The sequence below is a fragment of the Sphingomonas aerophila genome (assembly GCF_014199305.1).
GTDB lineage: Bacteria > Pseudomonadota > Alphaproteobacteria > Sphingomonadales > Sphingomonadaceae > Sphingomonas > Sphingomonas aerophila.
Window position 1 is genome coordinate 169,518 of the sequence record NZ_JACIJK010000008.1, and the last position, 15,812, is coordinate 185,329.

Here is a 15,812-nt window from a genome sequence, read left to right on the forward strand (position 1 = left end):
CATGCACAAACTCCCGTTCGCGGCGGCGGCGCTGCTTCTTTCCCCCCCGGCACTGGCGGACGGCCTGGTCGACAATGTCACCGGCCTGACCCTGAACGAAAAGGGGGAGGTGGTGCGGTTCACCGGCCTGCTCGTCACGCCGGAGGGCAAGGTGGCCAGGCTGATGAAGGCGGGTGAGAAACGGCCCGACAAGCTCGACTGGCGGGCCGACATGAAGGGCCGGGTGCTGATGCCGGGCATGATCGATGCGCACGGCCATGTGACGGAGCTTGGGTTCCGGTCCATCGAGCTTGACCTGTCCGATACGCGTACCCTGGCCGAAGCGCAGGCAAAGATCACCGCGTACGCGCGTGCAAATCCGGACAAGCGCTGGATCATCGGTGGTGGCTGGAACCAGGAGTTCTGGGGTCTGGGCCGCTTCCCCACTGCGGCCGAGCTGGACGCAGCAATCGTGGATCGGCCGGTGTGGCTGGCGCGGGCGGACGGCCATGCCGCATGGGGCAACACCGCGGCCCTGCGTGAGGCGGGCATCACGTCAAGGACGGCGAGTCCGGCGGGCGGGCGCATCGAGAAGGGGCCGGGCGGACAACCCGCCGGCGTCTTCGTCGATGCGGCTCGGGACCTGGTCCAGCGGGTGATTCCTGCTCCGCTTGCCAAGGATCGGGACGCTGCGATCCTGAAGGCTCAGGACACGCTGCTGAGCTATGGCGTGACCGCGACGTCTGACATGGGCACATCGCTCGACGAATGGCTGAGCTATCGCCGGCTAGGTGACCTCAGGCTGCTGAGGGTGCGCATCCTTAGCTATGCCATGGGCGTCGACACCGCCGTGCAAATCGGTGGCAGTGGCCCGACACCCTGGCTGTATAACGACCGCCTGCGCATGGGCGGGGTGAAGCTTTATGCCGACGGCGCGCTCGGGTCGCGGGGAGCATGGTTGAAGCGGCCTTATGCCGACGCGCCGGGTCAGACCGGGGCTGGCTTCATGACGGATGACGTGATCCGCAACCTGATGGTGCGCGCATCGATGGACGGGTACCAGGTCGCGGTGCACGCGATCGGAGACCGGGCGAATGCGCAGGTGCTCGACGCGATCGACGAGATCGGTGACACGTTCAAGGGCGACCGGCGCTGGCGGATCGAACACGCGCAGATCATCGATCCCGTCGACCTGCCCCGCTTTGGACAGCATGGCGTGATCGCTTCAATGCAGCCGACCCACGAAACGAGCGATCGCGTGATGGCGGAGGCGCGATTGGGGCCCGACCGGCTGGCCGGCGCCTATGCCTGGAACGCCATGCTGCGAAACGGATCAAAGCTCGCCTTTGGGTCCGATTACCCGGTCGAAAAGCCCGATCCCTGGGCCGGCTGGGCGGCCGCCTTCACTCGGCAGGATGAGAACGGGCAACCCTTTGGCGGATGGCGGCCCGAGGAGCGGGTGACCCGTGAGCAGGCGTGGTGGGCGTTCACCGGCGGCGCGGCCTATGCCGGTTTTGCCGAGGACAAGTTCGGGCGGCTCGCCCCCGGGCAGCACGCGGACTTCATCATCGTCGACCGCGACCCGTTGCTCGCCAGCCCCACCGATCTTCGGGCAACCAAGGTGCAGGAAACCTGGATTGACGGGCGCAAGGTCTACGAGCGCAAGTAAGGCATCAGGGCGCGGCGCATCCGGTGGTGCGCTGCGACCAGGTGACGTTCAGCACCTTCCAACTGCCCGCCTGACGAACTAGGTCGAAATGGTCGTAGCCGCAGTGATGGACAGCCCCGTTCACGAGGAAGGTGTAGGGTGCCCAGACCATCGCGACGTCCCCGTCGAACTCGATAGCGGGCGTGCCCAGCCTTTCCTCGGCGCGGCTGTTGTCCGCCTTCAGGCCTGACGCGAGGTCGACCCAACGCATCGTCTTGGGCGAGCGCCCGTCAGCCACCACCGTTGCCGCGCCGTCGGCGTTGACCGTGGCCAGAAGCGCGGGGCCGTCCCCGCGTTCAATCGCGCGCAGCAGGGCAGAGACCGAACGCATCACGGCGCCCTCCTCACCATCAACAGCCATCGGTAGCGGCTTGGCGGGCGGAAGGCGGTCCGATTGGGGAGCCGCAACCGCGGCCATGGCGAGCAGGATAGGGATCATGCCGGCACGCTAGTCCCCACGGCCGGCTATGCAAAGCCCGTGCGCCTTGCCCCGACAGCCGAACCGCCGCATGCTTGTTCAAACGAGAACATGTCATCCTGGGGGACGAAGTTGAGCCTGTTTCGCCGCAAGCCAATCGATGCACCACGCCCGCATGGGGCAGGGGAACTGGCGCGCACGCTGTCCTGGCCGCATCTGGTGGCGCTGGGCATTGGAGCGATCGTAGGAACCGGCATTCTGACCTTGATCGGAGTTGGGGCCGACCGGGCTGGACCGGCGGTGCTTGTCAGCTTCGCGATTGCGGGCGCGATCTGCGCGTGCGCCGCGCTTTGTTATGCCGAGATGGCGAGCGCCATTCCGGCGGCCGGTAGCGCTTATACCTACAGTTACGCTGTGCTGGGCGAGGTAATCGCCTGGGTGGTGGGGTGGAGCCTCATCCTCGAATATTCGCTGGTGGTCTCGACCGTCGCGGTGGGATGGTCCGGCTATGCGGTGGGGGCGCTGAAATGGTTCGGTATAGTCTTGCCCACCCAGATAACGGCAGGGCCCGCACTGGGCGGCGTCGTGAACGTGCCCGCCGTGCTGATCATCGGTTTGGTTGCCGCCCTTCTGATGCTGGGCACCCGGGAGAGCGCGCGCGTAAACTTCGCGCTCGTCGTGCTCAAGCTGATCACGCTGGCGCTGTTCGTCGCGGTCGCCCTGCCGGCGTTCAAGGGAGCAAATCTTCATCCTTTCGCGCCTTATGGCTTCGGGAGCCAGACTGCCGCCGGCGGCGTCAAATATGGGGTGATGGGCGCAGCGGCGATCATCTTCTTCGCGTTCTATGGGTTCGACGCGATCTCGACTGCGGCGGAGGAAACCAAGCGGCCCGAGCGTGACCTGGCGATCGGGATCATCGGGTCGATGGTCGCGTGCACCGCCATCTATTTGGTCGTCGCAGCAGCGGCGGTCGGCGCCCTGCCTTTCACGCGCTTCTCCGACAGTACGGAACCACTCGCATTGATTTTGCGCGAGCTGGGGCAGGGTGGCATTGCGACCATCGTCGGTATCGCCGCGGCGGTAGCATTGCCGACGGTGCTGCTCGCCTTCCTCTATGGGCAGAGCCGGATTTTCCTTGTCATGGCACGTGACGGCTTCCTGCCGGCAGGCCTGGCCCGCGTTTCGGCACGGGGTACCCCGGCGCGGATCACGGCCTTGACCGCCGTGCTCGTGGCCATCGTTGCGGGCCTGGTGCCGCTCGATGTGATCGCGAGCCTGGCCAATGCGGGGACATTGTGCGCGTTCGTGGCGGTCGCCGTGTGCGTGCTGGTGTCGCGTCGGCGCGACCCGGGCCTGCACCGGCCGTTCAGGACCCCGGCCGCATGGATCGTGGCTCCTCTGGCGATCCTCGGGTGCCTTTATCTGTTCACTAGCCTGCAGGCGGTGACGCAGATCGCGTTTATCGCGTGGAACGCCCTGGGGCTGCTGGTCTACTTCATCTATGCGCGGGGCCGGGCTAGCGCTGCGCTGCAGGGCAGGAGTCGCTTCTAGCCGCGCTTCAGCGTGCCAGCGACCATTGCTGGGTACGGCAGATCAAGGTCCAGCACCCTTTCACCTTCAGGGTGGAGCCGGAGCGGATGAGTTCGGACCGGTAAGTGTTCCCGCTTTCCGGATCGTAGATGCGCCCCTTCCACCGGCCACCCGATGGGGCGAACCCGGTCAGGATCGCGAGGCCCTGGATCGGGCGCGTACGCAGCGTCTTGTCTGGGTTGTTGGCGTCCACGGCCGGGCCGCCGGGCCGGGGTTTCAGGATACGCGTGATACGGCCGCAAAGCGCAGAGCCACAGGGTTCGATCTCGACGATCGCCTTGCCCTCGGCCGTAAGCCAACGGCCGACGATGGGCGCCGGGGCGGCGGCAGCCAGCGCGGGTGAGCACGCCAGCACGATCGCCGCCCCGAGCCGCCGGATCATGCGGCGAGCTTGCGCAGCACGTACTGGAGAATACCGCCGTTCAGGAAGTATTCGAGCTCGTTCACCGTATCGATCCGGCAGCGGGTCACGAACGTCTCGGTCGACCCATCTGCGCGGGTGAGCTTCACCTCGACGTCCTGGCGCGGGCGCAGGCCAGCGACATTCTCGATCGTGAAGGTTTCGTCGCCCGTCAGGCCCAGGGTCTGGCGGGTCACGCCTTCGCCGAACTGGAGCGGCAGGACACCCATGCCGACTAGGTTCGAGCGGTGGATACGCTCGAAGCTTTCGGCAATCACCGCCCGGACGCCGAGCAGGTTGGTGCCCTTCGCCGCCCAGTCGCGCGATGAGCCCGTGCCATATTCCTTGCCCGCGACCACGACCAGCGGCGTGCCCTGATCCTTGTAGCGCATGGCGACGTCATAGATGGGCATGATCTCGGTACCGAAGCGGCTCATGCCGCCCTCGACGCCCGGTACCATCTCGTTCCGGATGCGGATGTTGGCGAAGGTGCCGCGGACCATGACATGGTCGTTGCCGCGACGCGCGCCATAGCTGTTGAAGTCGTGACGGCTGACCTGCCGCTCGCTCAGCCACTTGCCCGCGGGGCTGTCCGCCTTGATCGACCCTGCGGGGCTGATGTGATCGGTGGTGATCGAGTCGCCAAGGATCGCCAGCGGCTTCGCCTCGATGATGTCGGTGACAGGCTTGGGCGTCATCTCCATGCCATCGAAGTAGGGCGGGTTGGCGATGTAGGTCGACGCTGCGGGCCAGTCGTACGTGTCGGAGCCGCTGACGTCGATGCCGGCCCACTTGTCGTCACCACGGTACACGTCGCCATAGCGAGCGCGGAACATGGCATCGTCGATGTTGGCGTTCATCACCGACGCGACCTCGTCATTCGTCGGCCAGATATCCTTCAGAAAGACGTCCTGCCCGTCCGTGCCCTGGCCGAGCGGCGTTTCGACCATGTCCTCGGTCACCGTGCCCTTCAGCGCGTAGGCAACGACCAGCGGCGGGCTGGCGAGGAAGTTGGCGCGCACATCTGGCGACACACGCCCTTCGAAGTTGCGGTTGCCCGACAGGACGGAGGCGGCGACCAGATCATTCTCGTTGATCGCCTGGCTGATCGGTGCGGGCAGCGGGCCCGAGTTGCCGATGCAGGTGGTGCAGCCATAGCCGACCAGGTTAAAGCCGAGCGCGTCGAGGTCTTCGGTCAGTCCCGCCTTGGTGAGGTAGTCGGTGACGACCTGCGACCCTGGGGCGAGCGACGTCTTGACCCAGGGCTTCGGCTTCAGGCCAGCGGCGCGCGCTTTGCGGGCAACGAGTCCTGCGGCGACCAGCACGCTGGGGTTCGAGGTGTTGGTGCAGCTGGTGATTGCCGCGATCACCACGTCGCCGTCGCCGATGTCGTGGTCACGATCGTTCACCGCGACGCGCTCTGGGCGTTCCTTGTGATAGATCTTGAACAGGTCGCCGTTGAACACCTCGTCGACCTTGTTCAGCGCGACCTTGTCCTGCGGCCGCTTGGGACCGGCAAGGCTGGGGACCACGGTGCTCATGTCGAGCTCCAGCGTGTCGGTGAACACGGGGTCGGGGCTGTCAGCATGACGCCAGAAGCCGTTTGCCTTCGCATACGCCTCAACCAGTGCGATCGTTTCGGCCGGGCGGGCGGTCAGCTTCATGTATTCGATCGTGCGTTCGTCGATCGGGAAGAAGCCGCAGGTCGCGCCATATTCAGGAGCCATGTTCGCGATGGTCGCGCGATCGGCAAGCGTCATCGAGGCGAGGCCCGGGCCATAGAACTCGACGAACCGGCCGACCACGCCCTTTTTGCGCAGCATCTGGGTGACGGTGAGCACCAGGTCCGTCGCGGTGATGCCTTCCTTCAGCTCACCGATCAGTTTGAAGCCGACGACTTCCGGAATCAGCATGGACACGGGCTGGCCGAGCATCGCGGCCTCCGCCTCGATCCCGCCAACGCCCCAGCCGAGGACGCCCAGGCCATTGATCATGGTGGTGTGGCTGTCGGTGCCGACCAGCGTGTCCGGGTACGCAATCTTGTTGCTGCCCTGGGCGTGCTCGCCCGTCTCGGCCGAGGCCCAGACGGCCTGGCCGATATATTCGAGGTTCACCTGGTGGCAGATGCCGGTGCCCGGCGGCACGACCTGGAAGTTGTCGAGCGCCTTGGAACCCCATTTCAGGAATTCATAGCGCTCGCCATTGCGCTGGTATTCCAGCTCCATGTTGTCGTTCAGCGCCTGAGGCGTACCGAACTCGTCCACCATGACCGAGTGATCGATGACGAGGTGCACAGGCACCTGCGGATTGATCTTGGCGGCATCCCCGCCGAGTTTCGTGATCGCGTCGCGCATCGCGGCAAGGTCGACCACGCAGGGAACCCCGGTGAAGTCCTGCATCAAAACGCGCGCCGGGCGATACTGGATCTCGCGGTTCGGGGCGACCGGATCATTCTGCCAGTCCACGATCGCCTGCACGTCCGCTTCGGTGACGGTTACGCCATCCTCGAAGCGAAGCATGTTCTCCAGCAGCACGCGCAGCGAGAAGGGCAGCCGGTCGATCGAGCCATATTTCTCCGCAGCCTTGGCGAGGGAGTAATAGTCATAGCTCTGGCCGCCGGCCTCAAGCATGGAACGGGTGCCGAGCGAGTCCTGGCCGATCGCGGTCATGTGCGTCCTTTCAAGTGCCGGCCAACGGTCGCGCGCGCTGAGGCGCGCAGGGGCGGGCGAAAAATCACGTTGCGGATGGGCCTTAGCAACGACAAACCGGTGGGGGAAGGGCTGGCCCGATAAGCTTTGCGCCCGCGCACGCCGGGTCGAGAAGTGATCGCAAAAGGGTGCGCCGTCATGAGATTGCGTGACGTCGCCCGGCCGTGGTGGCAGGGCGATGGCATGGATGCGCTTACCGCCTTCGGCCTCATCTCGGTTGGCTTCACGATGTTATGCTATGTACTGGAAAGCCGGGGGCGCGGCTGGGTGCTCGCCTTCGCCGGCGGCTGTGTGATGAGTTCGGTTTATGGGTTTCTTCAGGGCGCGTGGCCATTCGGGCTGGTGGAGCTTGTCTGGACCGGTGTAGCAATGCAGCGCTGGTGGCGGCTCGGCGCTGCAGACCAGCACACGCTTTGAACCGCATTCGGTTCCCCGGGTCGCCTCGTACCTGTTGACAGCACGCGTCCTGACCCTTACCAGCGAACGACCCCGATAGCCCGGTTCCGGCGGCGCGTGCGCGCGACCGCCGCTATCGTTCGTTCGGGGCTAACGCGTCGAGATAGCGACTGGCTGCCATGCCGTCGCTGTGGAGCTAGGAGAAACAAGTTCATGGCACGTATCGCGGGTGTCAACATCCCGACCAACAAGCGCGTGGTAATCGCGCTGACCTATATCCACGGCATTGGCAGCACCCATGCCAAGGCGCTTACTGAAAAGCTGAACATCGCTCCAGAGCGTCGCGTTCAGGACCTGACGGACCAGGAAGTCCTTCAGATCCGCGAAGCGATCGACGCTGAATACACGGTGGAAGGCGATCTCCGTCGCGAAACAGCGATGAACATCAAGCGCCTGATGGACCTGGCCTGCTATCGTGGCCTGCGTCACCGCAAGGGCCTGCCGGTCCGCGGCCAGCGCACGCACACCAATGCGCGCACCCGCAAGGGCAAGGCCAAGCCGATCGCAGGTAAGAAGAAGTAAACCGTTCAAGGGACGGTTTACTTCGCCGGGGGCGGGCCAGAGGCCATACGGTCCACCGCCCTCCGGATCACGACATAAAGGTCAGGGTTTCACCACATGGCTCAGCCAGCACAGCGCATTCGCCGTCGCGAGCGCAAGAACATCACCGCCGGCGTGGCGCACGTCAACGCCAGCTTCAACAACACCATGATCACCATCACCGACGCGCAGGGCAATGCGATTTCCTGGTCGTCCGCCGGCATGATGGGCTTCAAGGGTTCGCGTAAGTCGACCCCGTATGCGGCGCAGGTCGCAGCTGAAGATGCAGGAAAGAAGGCCGCGGAACATGGCGTCCGCACGCTCGAGGTCGAGGTCAAGGGCCCCGGGTCGGGCCGTGAGTCGGCGCTGCGCGCGCTGCAGGCGGTTGGCTTCCAGATCACTTCGATCCGTGACGTGACGAGCATCCCGCACAATGGCGTGCGCCCGTCCAAGCGTCGTCGCGTCTGATTTCGGCGGGCGCTCCCTTGGGAGTGCCCGACGCACTTTCGGCGCCGGCTGACGAGCCGGCGCTCTTGTACATCGCGGCCGGCGCCCCACCGGCCGCCAACTCAGGGGAACCCCGTGGCTGTCAACGCAAAGAACTGGCAGGAACTGAAGAAGCCAAACGGGCTTGAGAAGAAGTCTGGCGGCGACGGCAAGCGGCGCGCGACTTTTGTCGCCGAGCCGCTTGAGCGTGGGTTCGGCCTGACGCTCGGCAACGCGCTTCGCCGCGTGCTGCTGTCCAGCCTGCAGGGCGCCGCCGTGACCTCGATCAAGATCGAGAACGTGCTGCACGAGTTCTCAAGCCTGGCCGGCGTCCGTGAGGACGTGACGGATATCGTCCTGAACGTGAAGCAGATCGCGATCCGCATGCAGGGCGAAGGCCCCAAGCGGCTTCAGCTGTCCGCGACCGGCCCGGGCGAGGTAACGGCAGGCGACATCGCCGTGTCGGGTGACATCGAAGTGATGAACCCCGAACTGGTGATCTGCCACCTGGACGAGGGTGCGACGCTCAACATGGAGCTGACCGCCGACGTGGGTAAGGGCTATGTACCCGCCACGGCGAACCGTCCGGCCGACGCACCGATCGGCCTGATCCCGGTTGACGCGCTGTACTCGCCGGTCCGCCAGGTCAGCTACAAGGTGGACCCGACCCGCGTGGGTCAGGACCTCGACTATGACAAGCTGACGTTGACGGTCGAGACCGATGGCACCGTGACCCCGGACGATGCAGTCGGCTATGCCGGCCGGATCCTCCAGGACCAGCTGGCGCTGTTCGTGCACTTTGACGAGGGCCAGATTACCCGTGCGGCGGCTCCGGTCGGCCAGGCGGCCGTTCCGGCAACCGGCGGTGCGGAGCCGGTCGGCGACACGCAGCAGATCAACCGTTACCTTCTCAAGAAGGTGGACGAGCTGGAACTGTCCGTGCGTTCGGCCAACTGCCTGAAGAACGACAACATCATCTATATCGGCGATCTGGTCGGCAAGACCGAGGCCGAGATGCTGCGCACCCCGAACTTCGGCCGCAAGTCGCTCAACGAGATCAAGGAAGTACTCTCGTCGATGGGTCTGCGCCTCGGCATGGAAATCCCGGGCTGGCCGCCTGAGAACATCGAGGAGATGGCCAAGAAGCTCGAGCAGGAGATCATGGGCTGATTTGCACCGGCGCAGCGTGGCTGCGCCGGCGACAAGCAGCCCTGTCCGGCGGGTCGGCGTGCCGACCCGTTCGACAACGCGGGCCTTGCCCGCGGTGGGCCTGAAAAGAATGGATCTCCGGCCTTCGCCGGGGGTTCGAGGTGATGGTGGCGACCTGAACGGCCACCTGGATCGGGGTACCTCATCCGGCCCCCCTACGAACGAAGAAGGAAGTTTCCATGCGTCATCGCGTCGGCGGCCGTAAGCTGCAGCGTACCTCGGCCCATCGTCTGGCCCTGTTCCGCAACATGTCGGCCGCCCTCATCAAGCATGAGCAGATCACCACCACGGTGGCCAAGGCGAAGGAGCTTCGCCCTTATATCGAGAAGCTGATCACCCTGGCGAAGAAGGGCGGCCTGTCGAACCGTCGTCTGGCACATTCGCGCCTGCTGGACGATGCACAGCTTTCCAAGTTGTTCGACACGTTGGCTGCTCGCTACGCCGGTCGTAACGGTGGCTACACCCGTGTCATCAAGGCAGGCATCCGTGCGTCGGATGCGTCGCCGATGGCTATCATCGAGTTCGTCGACCGCGACGTGTCGGCCAAGGGCCAGGACTCCGGTCCTGTCCAGCTCGACGAGGACTTCGACGAGGCAGCCTGAAGCAGGCAGGGCGCGGGTCATTGATCCCGCGTTCGTAGACCTTGTTTTTGCGTTGAGAGACAAGAGGCCGCTCCGGAGACGGGGCGGCCTTTGTCGTGCCTGGACGACCTAGCGCGAGGCAATCATTTCCGCCGGCAGGCTGCGCAGACCTGTGAGGGCGATCCGGTGCGATGACACGGTGCTGCCGTTTGCCAGCGTCAAGGGCTCATCCGCACGCGCCAGCACGTCGCGATACAGCCGCCGCGCCTCGTCCACGCGGTTGGTCTTCATATAGATGCTCGCCAGGTTGACCAGCAGATCGGGGTCGTTGGGGAACATGCGCCGTTGATGAGCAATCTCGCGCTCCGCCGCCGGAAGGTCGCCGCGCATCAACTGCTCGGCTCCGCTGAAGCTTTGCGCCATAGCGAGCCCGGGCACGCCGAGCCCGAGCCCCGCCACGACAAGGTAGACAAGCGTCCGCATCATCTCTCTCCGTCTGCCTCCCTCCGCGGGAAGTTACATTGCGATGACAGGAGTGTGACACATCCATGACAAAGCGCAAGCAGCGGGGAAAGTGAGCGCGTGCCGCTCGTGCGGCCCCTTTCGCGCCTCGGCCAGGGTCGCTAGACGGCGGCCATGCAGCACCCCGAAAGCATCCTCATTGTCGATTTCGGCAGCCAGGTTACCCAGCTGATCGCCCGCCGCGTGCGTGAGGCCGGCGTTTATAGCGAGGTGGCACCGTTCCAGTCGGCCGAGGAAGCGTTCGACCGCATGAGGCCTGCAGGCATCATCCTGTCGGGCGGCCCGGCGTCAGTGACACTGGAAACAAGCCCACGGGCCCCGCAGCGGCTGCTTGAGGCAGGCGTTCCGGTACTGGGCATCTGCTACGGCCAGCAGCTCATGAGCGCTCAGCTGGGCGGGAATGTCGTCATCTCGGGCGACGGGGGTGAGTTCGGCAAGGCGTTTGTCGAGGTGAAACAGTCTTGCGCGCTGTTCGAGGGGCTGTGGCAGCCAGGCGAGCGGCATCAGGTCTGGATGAGCCATGGCGACAAGGTCGACGCGATCCCGCCCGGGTTCGAGCCGGTCGCGACAAGCGAGGGCGCGCCCTTTGCGGTCGTCGCGGATGAGTCGCGACGTTTCTATGGGGTGCAATTCCATCCGGAGGTGGTTCACACGCCCGATGGCGGCAAGCTGATCGCCAACTTCGCCCGGCACGTCTGCGGCCTGGCGGGCGACTGGACCATGGCAGAGTTCCGCGGTGCCAAGATCCAGGAAATTCGCGAGCAGGTCGGCAAGGGCCGGGTGATCTGCGGGCTGTCAGGCGGGGTCGACTCAGCTGTTGCGGCAGTGCTGATCCACGAGGCGATCGGCGAGCAGTTGACGTGCGTGTTCGTCGACCACGGCCTGATGCGGTCGGGCGAGGCGGAGCAGGTCGTGAGTCTGTTCCGGGGTCACTACAACATCCCGCTGGTCCATGTGGACGTCGCCGACCTGTTCCTGGGCGGCCTGGCCGGCGTCACGGACCCGGAGGCAAAGCGCAAGTTCATCGGCAAGACCTTCATTGAGGTCTTCGAGGCCGAAGCGAGCAAGGTCGGCGGGGCCGAGTTCCTGGCGCAGGGGACGCTGTACCCGGATGTCATTGAGAGCGTCAGCTTTACCGGCGGCCCGTCGGTCACGATCAAGAGCCACCACAATGTCGGCGGCCTGCCCGAGCGCATGAACATGAAGCTTGTCGAGCCATTGCGTGAGCTGTTCAAGGACGAAGTGCGCGAGCTGGGTCGGGAGTTGGGGCTGCCAAACGCCTTTGTTGGACGGCACCCGTTTCCCGGACCCGGCCTCGCTATCCGTATACCCGGTGAGGTGACGCAGGAGCGTTGCGACATCCTGCGCAAGGCGGACGCGATCTACCTAGAGGAGATCAAGAACGCCGGGCTGTACGATTCGATCTGGCAGGCGTTCGCGGTGCTGCTCCCCGTGCGCACGGTCGGCGTGATGGGCGACGGGCGGACGTACGACTCGGTCCTGGCGCTTCGCGCGGTGACGTCGGTTGACGGAATGACGGCTGAAGTATTCGACTTTCCGGGCGATTTCCTTCCCCGCGTGGCTACTCGGATCGTGAATGAGGTGCGCGGGGTCAATCGAGTCGTCTACGATTATACCTCCAAGCCGCCGGGGACGATCGAGTGGGAGTGAGGGCGGTGCGGGCATTGCTGCCGCTCGCCGCGCTCCTGATCCCAGTTCCGGGCGTCGCCAAGCTCGCGACGGCTTCCGGGATCGTTAAGGTGCGACTGGCCACATCGGCTGGGCCGATTGTGATCGCGGTTGATACCAGGCGCGCGCCGAAAACTGGTGGCAACTTCCTCGCTTATGTCGATGACGGCCGCTTCGACGACGTAAGCTTCTACCGGTCGTCACGCAGTCGCAAGGCGCCGCAATATGGCTTTATCCAGGGCGGTATCCGCACCGATGCGCGCCGGATTCTGCCGCCGTTCCCGCACGAGCGGACCGACAGAACGGGTATCCTGCATCTCGACGGCACCATTTCGATGGCCCGCAAGATGGATCCCCGCTCGGCGGGTGGAAACTTCTTCATCACGGTCGGGCCGATCCCGGCCATGGACGCCCGCGGCGACTACCAGGGTTACGCCGCGTTCGGACGGGTGGTGTCGGGCATGGATGTGGTGAAACGCATTCTTGCCATGCCGACTGGCGGCGGGATGGGCGGCCAGATGCTGCTACGTGAGGTCAAGCTGGTCAAGGCGACGCGGCTGAACGGCACGCCGCACCCGACCAGCTATCCCAAAGCCTGGATCATCGAAAAGAAGATACCAGCCCGGCCTGCACGGTAGCCGCGCCTTATTTCCCGGCCGGTTGGGTCAGCTTGGTGCCGAGCAGCACCATTCGCCCGCCCGTGATCCCGAACCAGTGCGGCACGCCAGCGGGCACGATGATCACGTCGCCGGCGTGGAGCGGGTAGGTGGTCCCGCCCTCAATCTTGTCGCCCTCGATCAGGTCGGCACGCGTCGTGGTCGGCGCGACCATGGTGCCGCCCATCACCAGCGTGCCTGATCCGTCGATCACCGTCGCGTACTCGGCCTGATCCGGGTGAACAGCGGGGCGACCGGGGCGCTTCCAGATTTCGATCGCGGCAATCGCCTCACCGCCCTGAAGGAGCGGGCGCCAGGCAAAGCCTTGTCCGGGCTTCATGTCACGCTCCATTGCCGCGACCTGTGCCTTGATGACGGAGGGCGTCGCGACGCTGGTGTCCCGCGCAGCGAGCGGGGCGGCGGCAAGCACCAACAAACAGGCAAGTGATTTGATCATCGCATCCTCCGGATCATTCCGGCGTATGCGTAACGGGGGAGAGAGCCGCTGGCGAGAGCGCCGCTGGACCGATCAGGTGGTGGATTGGTCGGGGAAAGAGGATTCGAACCTCCGGCCCCTGCCTCCCGAAGACAGTGCTCTACCAGGCTGAGCTATTCCCCGACCGATCATCTGCCGCCCCTGGTGTCGTGGCGGCAGGCGAGGGCCTCTAGCGGCAGTCGCCGGGCAGTTCAACCCGGCAAATCGGCAGGGGCCGGCAGCATGGCATCGATGCGCGTGAACTTATCCCGCGGGGTCGGCCCGTCGCTGGGGAACTCTGGCCGCCCATCTGCTTGCCGGGTTGAAGGCGGGACCAGGTCGACAAAGCCTGATGCTGAAGTGCGTCCCGTCCAGCGCTCCGCCTCGCGGCGATGACGTGGAGGCCTCCGCTCACGGCAGGGACCGCTACCGGCGCCTGCCGAGCCTTACCGTCGGGCTCGCATATTCGGACTGCGCGCAATACATGGGTCACCGCTCGCTTTGGCAAGATGGCGACGGGGTGCTAACGGCTCCGTCAACTCCGCACTCCCTCAATAGAAAAGCGCATCGTGGCCACTCCGCTCGACCGTATCCGTAATTTCTCGATCATCGCACACATCGACCACGGCAAGTCGACGCTCGCCGACCGGCTGATCCAGGCCACTGGCGGCCTGTCCGACCGTGAGATGAGCGAGCAGGTGCTCGACAACATGGACATCGAGAAGGAGCGCGGGATCACCATCAAGGCGCAAACGGTGCGCCTGTCGTACAAGGCCCAGGATGGGGTCGAGTACACGCTGAACCTGATGGACACGCCGGGTCACGTCGACTTCGCCTATGAGGTGAGCCGCAGCCTCGCAGCGTGCGAGGGTGCGTTGCTGGTCGTGGACGCGGCGCAGGGCGTCGAGGCGCAGACGCTGGCCAATGTCTACCAGTCGATCGAACACGACCACGAGATCGTGCCGGTGATCAACAAGATCGATCTGCCCGCCGCCGAGCCTGAAAAGGTGCGCAAGGAGATCGAGGATGTGATCGGCATCGATGCGTCCGAAGCGGTGCTGGCGTCCGCCAAGTCCGGGATCGGCATAGCCGACATCCTGGAGGCGGTGGTCAAGAAGATCCCGGCCCCGAAGGGGGACGCGACCGCCCCGTTGAAGGCGATGCTGGTTGACAGCTGGTATGACCCATATCTCGGCGTGGTTATCCTGGTGCGCGTCATGGAAGGCACGCTGAAAAAGGGGCAGCAGGTCACCTTCATGCAGGCGGGGACGCAGCACCTGGTTGATCGGGTCGGCTGTTTTCGGCCGAAGATCGAGCAGTTGACGGATTTGGGGCCGGGCGAAATTGGCTTCATCACCGCGCAGATCAAGGATGTGGCGCAGGCGCGGGTCGGCGACACGCTGACCGACACGAAGCGGCCTGCGGCAGAGGCGCTGCCGGGGTTCAAGGAAGTTCAGCCGGTCGTCTTTTGCGGCCTGTTCCCGGTCGACGCCAACGACTTTGAAAAGCTGCGCGAGTCGATTTCCAAGCTGCGCCTGAACGATGCGAGCTTTTCGTTTGAGATGGAGACCTCGGCCGCGCTCGGTTTCGGGTTTCGCTGCGGCTTCCTGGGGCTGTTGCACCTGGAGATCATTCAGGAGCGGCTGACCCGCGAGTACGATCTGGACCTGATCACCACCGCGCCGTCGGTGGTCTATGAGATCGAGCTTAGCCATGACGGCGGCCATATCGAGCTGCACAATCCGGCCGACATGCCCGATCCCAACAAGATCGAGACGATCAGCGAGCCGTGGATCAACGCCACCATCTATGTGCCGGACGAATATCTTGGGTCGGTCCTGAAGCTGTGCCAGGATCGCCGAGGCATCCAGAAGAACCTGACTTATGTCGGCGGGCGCGCCCAGGCGACCTATGAATTGCCGCTCAACGAGGTGGTGTTCGACTTCTACGATCGGCTGAAGTCGCTGTCGAAGGGCTATGCGAGCTTCGACTACACCCAGATCGGGTACCGCGAAGGCGACCTGGTCAAGATGGGCATCCTGGTCAACGAGGAGCCGGTCGACGCGCTCAGCATGATCGTTCACCGCAGCACTGCAGAGGTTCGCGGCCGCGGCATGGTGGAACGACTGAAAGAACTGATCCCGCGCCACTTGTTCAAGATCCCCATCCAGGCAGCGATCGGCGGCAAGGTGATTGCACGCGAGACGATCAGTGCGATGCGCAAGGACGTGACTGCGAAGTGCTATGGCGGCGACGCAACTCGCAAACGCAAGCTGCTGGATAAACAGAAAAAGGGCAAGGCGAAGATGCGCGAGTACGGCTCGGTCAGCATCCCGCAAGAGGCTTTCATTGCAGCACTCAGGATGGGTGACGAGAGCTGAGCCATGGTGCGGGC

Annotated in this window: 15 protein-coding genes and 1 tRNA gene; 10 read left to right on the forward strand and 6 right to left on the reverse strand. The window is 64.9% G+C overall.

Features of this window, described 5'->3' with window-relative positions; all coding sequences use genetic code 11:
- Nucleotide 1 precedes the first annotated feature (1 nt).
- Complete coding sequence (locus FHS94_RS13850) at nt 2-1,648, forward strand: amidohydrolase (protein ID WP_184058843.1); 1,647 nt, start codon at nt 2-4, stop codon at nt 1,646-1,648.
- Between the two features lie 4 nt (nt 1,649-1,652).
- Here FHS94_RS13850 and FHS94_RS13855 read toward each other — a convergent pair whose 3' ends face one another.
- Nucleotides 1,653-2,126, reverse strand: coding sequence for a nuclear transport factor 2 family protein (locus FHS94_RS13855; RefSeq protein WP_184058845.1), 474 nt, complete (start codon nt 2,124-2,126; stop codon nt 1,653-1,655).
- Nucleotides 2,127-2,237: 111 nt separating this feature from the next.
- On the opposite strand from FHS94_RS13855, the gene FHS94_RS13860 reads away from it, so the two are divergent.
- The gene (locus tag FHS94_RS13860) at nt 2,238-3,656 is read left to right on the forward strand and encodes an amino acid permease (protein ID WP_184058846.1); all 1,419 of its coding nucleotides are present in this window, start codon (nt 2,238-2,240) and stop codon (nt 3,654-3,656) included.
- Between the two features lie 7 nt (nt 3,657-3,663).
- Here FHS94_RS13860 and FHS94_RS13865 read toward each other — a convergent pair whose 3' ends face one another.
- On the reverse strand, nt 3,664-4,077 hold the full coding sequence (locus tag FHS94_RS13865) for a DUF2147 domain-containing protein (protein ID WP_184058849.1): 414 nt from the start codon (nt 4,075-4,077) through the stop codon (nt 3,664-3,666).
- The gene (acnA, locus tag FHS94_RS13870; RefSeq protein ID WP_184058851.1) at nt 4,074-6,764 is read right to left on the reverse strand and encodes an aconitate hydratase AcnA; all 2,691 of its coding nucleotides are present in this window, start codon (nt 6,762-6,764) and stop codon (nt 4,074-4,076) included. Before acnA ends, FHS94_RS13865 begins: the two co-directional genes overlap by 4 nt.
- A 177-nt stretch (nt 6,765-6,941) precedes the next feature.
- Here acnA and FHS94_RS13875 point away from each other — a divergent pair, with 177 nt between their 5' ends.
- From FHS94_RS13875 to rplQ, 5 genes are all read left to right on the forward strand, one after another.
- Nucleotides 6,942-7,220: a hypothetical protein gene (locus FHS94_RS13875; RefSeq protein WP_343055294.1), complete on the forward strand. Its 279-nt coding sequence runs from the start codon at nt 6,942-6,944 to the stop codon at nt 7,218-7,220.
- Between the two features lie 192 nt (nt 7,221-7,412).
- A complete protein-coding gene (gene rpsM / locus FHS94_RS13880) occupies nt 7,413-7,781 on the forward strand; it encodes a 30S ribosomal protein S13 (RefSeq protein WP_184058853.1) in 369 nt (122 codons plus the stop codon).
- 96 nt (nt 7,782-7,877) lie between these two features.
- On the forward strand, nt 7,878-8,267 hold the full coding sequence (gene rpsK / locus FHS94_RS13885) for a 30S ribosomal protein S11 (protein WP_184058855.1): 390 nt from the start codon (nt 7,878-7,880) through the stop codon (nt 8,265-8,267).
- Nucleotides 8,268-8,381: 114 nt separating this feature from the next.
- Complete coding sequence (locus tag FHS94_RS13890) at nt 8,382-9,455, forward strand: DNA-directed RNA polymerase subunit alpha (protein ID WP_184058857.1); 1,074 nt, start codon at nt 8,382-8,384, stop codon at nt 9,453-9,455.
- A gap of 218 nt (nt 9,456-9,673) precedes the next feature.
- Nucleotides 9,674-10,096: a 50S ribosomal protein L17 gene (gene rplQ / locus FHS94_RS13895; protein WP_184058859.1), complete on the forward strand. Its 423-nt coding sequence runs from the start codon at nt 9,674-9,676 to the stop codon at nt 10,094-10,096.
- Between the two features lie 108 nt (nt 10,097-10,204).
- On the opposite strand, the gene FHS94_RS13900 is transcribed toward rplQ, so the two are convergent.
- The gene (locus tag FHS94_RS13900; protein WP_184058861.1) at nt 10,205-10,558 is read right to left on the reverse strand and encodes a tetratricopeptide repeat protein; all 354 of its coding nucleotides are present in this window, start codon (nt 10,556-10,558) and stop codon (nt 10,205-10,207) included.
- A 153-nt stretch (nt 10,559-10,711) separates the two neighbouring features.
- On the opposite strand from FHS94_RS13900, the gene guaA reads away from it, so the two are divergent.
- Nucleotides 10,712-12,268: a glutamine-hydrolyzing GMP synthase gene (guaA, locus tag FHS94_RS13905; RefSeq protein ID WP_184058862.1), complete on the forward strand. Its 1,557-nt coding sequence runs from the start codon at nt 10,712-10,714 to the stop codon at nt 12,266-12,268.
- Nucleotides 12,265-12,924, forward strand: a complete 660-nt coding sequence (locus FHS94_RS13910; RefSeq protein ID WP_425506188.1) for a peptidylprolyl isomerase — start codon at nt 12,265-12,267, stop codon at nt 12,922-12,924. Before guaA ends, FHS94_RS13910 begins: the two co-directional genes overlap by 4 nt.
- 7 nt (nt 12,925-12,931) lie before the next feature.
- Here FHS94_RS13910 and FHS94_RS13915 read toward each other — a convergent pair whose 3' ends face one another.
- Together FHS94_RS13915 and FHS94_RS13920 are read right to left on the reverse strand one after the other, a co-directional pair.
- The gene (locus tag FHS94_RS13915) at nt 12,932-13,399 is read right to left on the reverse strand and encodes a cupin domain-containing protein (RefSeq protein ID WP_184058864.1); all 468 of its coding nucleotides are present in this window, start codon (nt 13,397-13,399) and stop codon (nt 12,932-12,934) included.
- An 85-nt stretch (nt 13,400-13,484) separates the two neighbouring features.
- A tRNA-Pro gene (locus tag FHS94_RS13920) sits at nt 13,485-13,561 on the reverse strand.
- 425 nt (nt 13,562-13,986) lie between these two features.
- Here FHS94_RS13920 and lepA point away from each other — a divergent pair.
- The gene (gene lepA / locus FHS94_RS13925; RefSeq protein ID WP_184058866.1) at nt 13,987-15,798 is read left to right on the forward strand and encodes a translation elongation factor 4; all 1,812 of its coding nucleotides are present in this window, start codon (nt 13,987-13,989) and stop codon (nt 15,796-15,798) included.
- Nucleotides 15,799-15,812 lie beyond the last annotated feature (14 nt).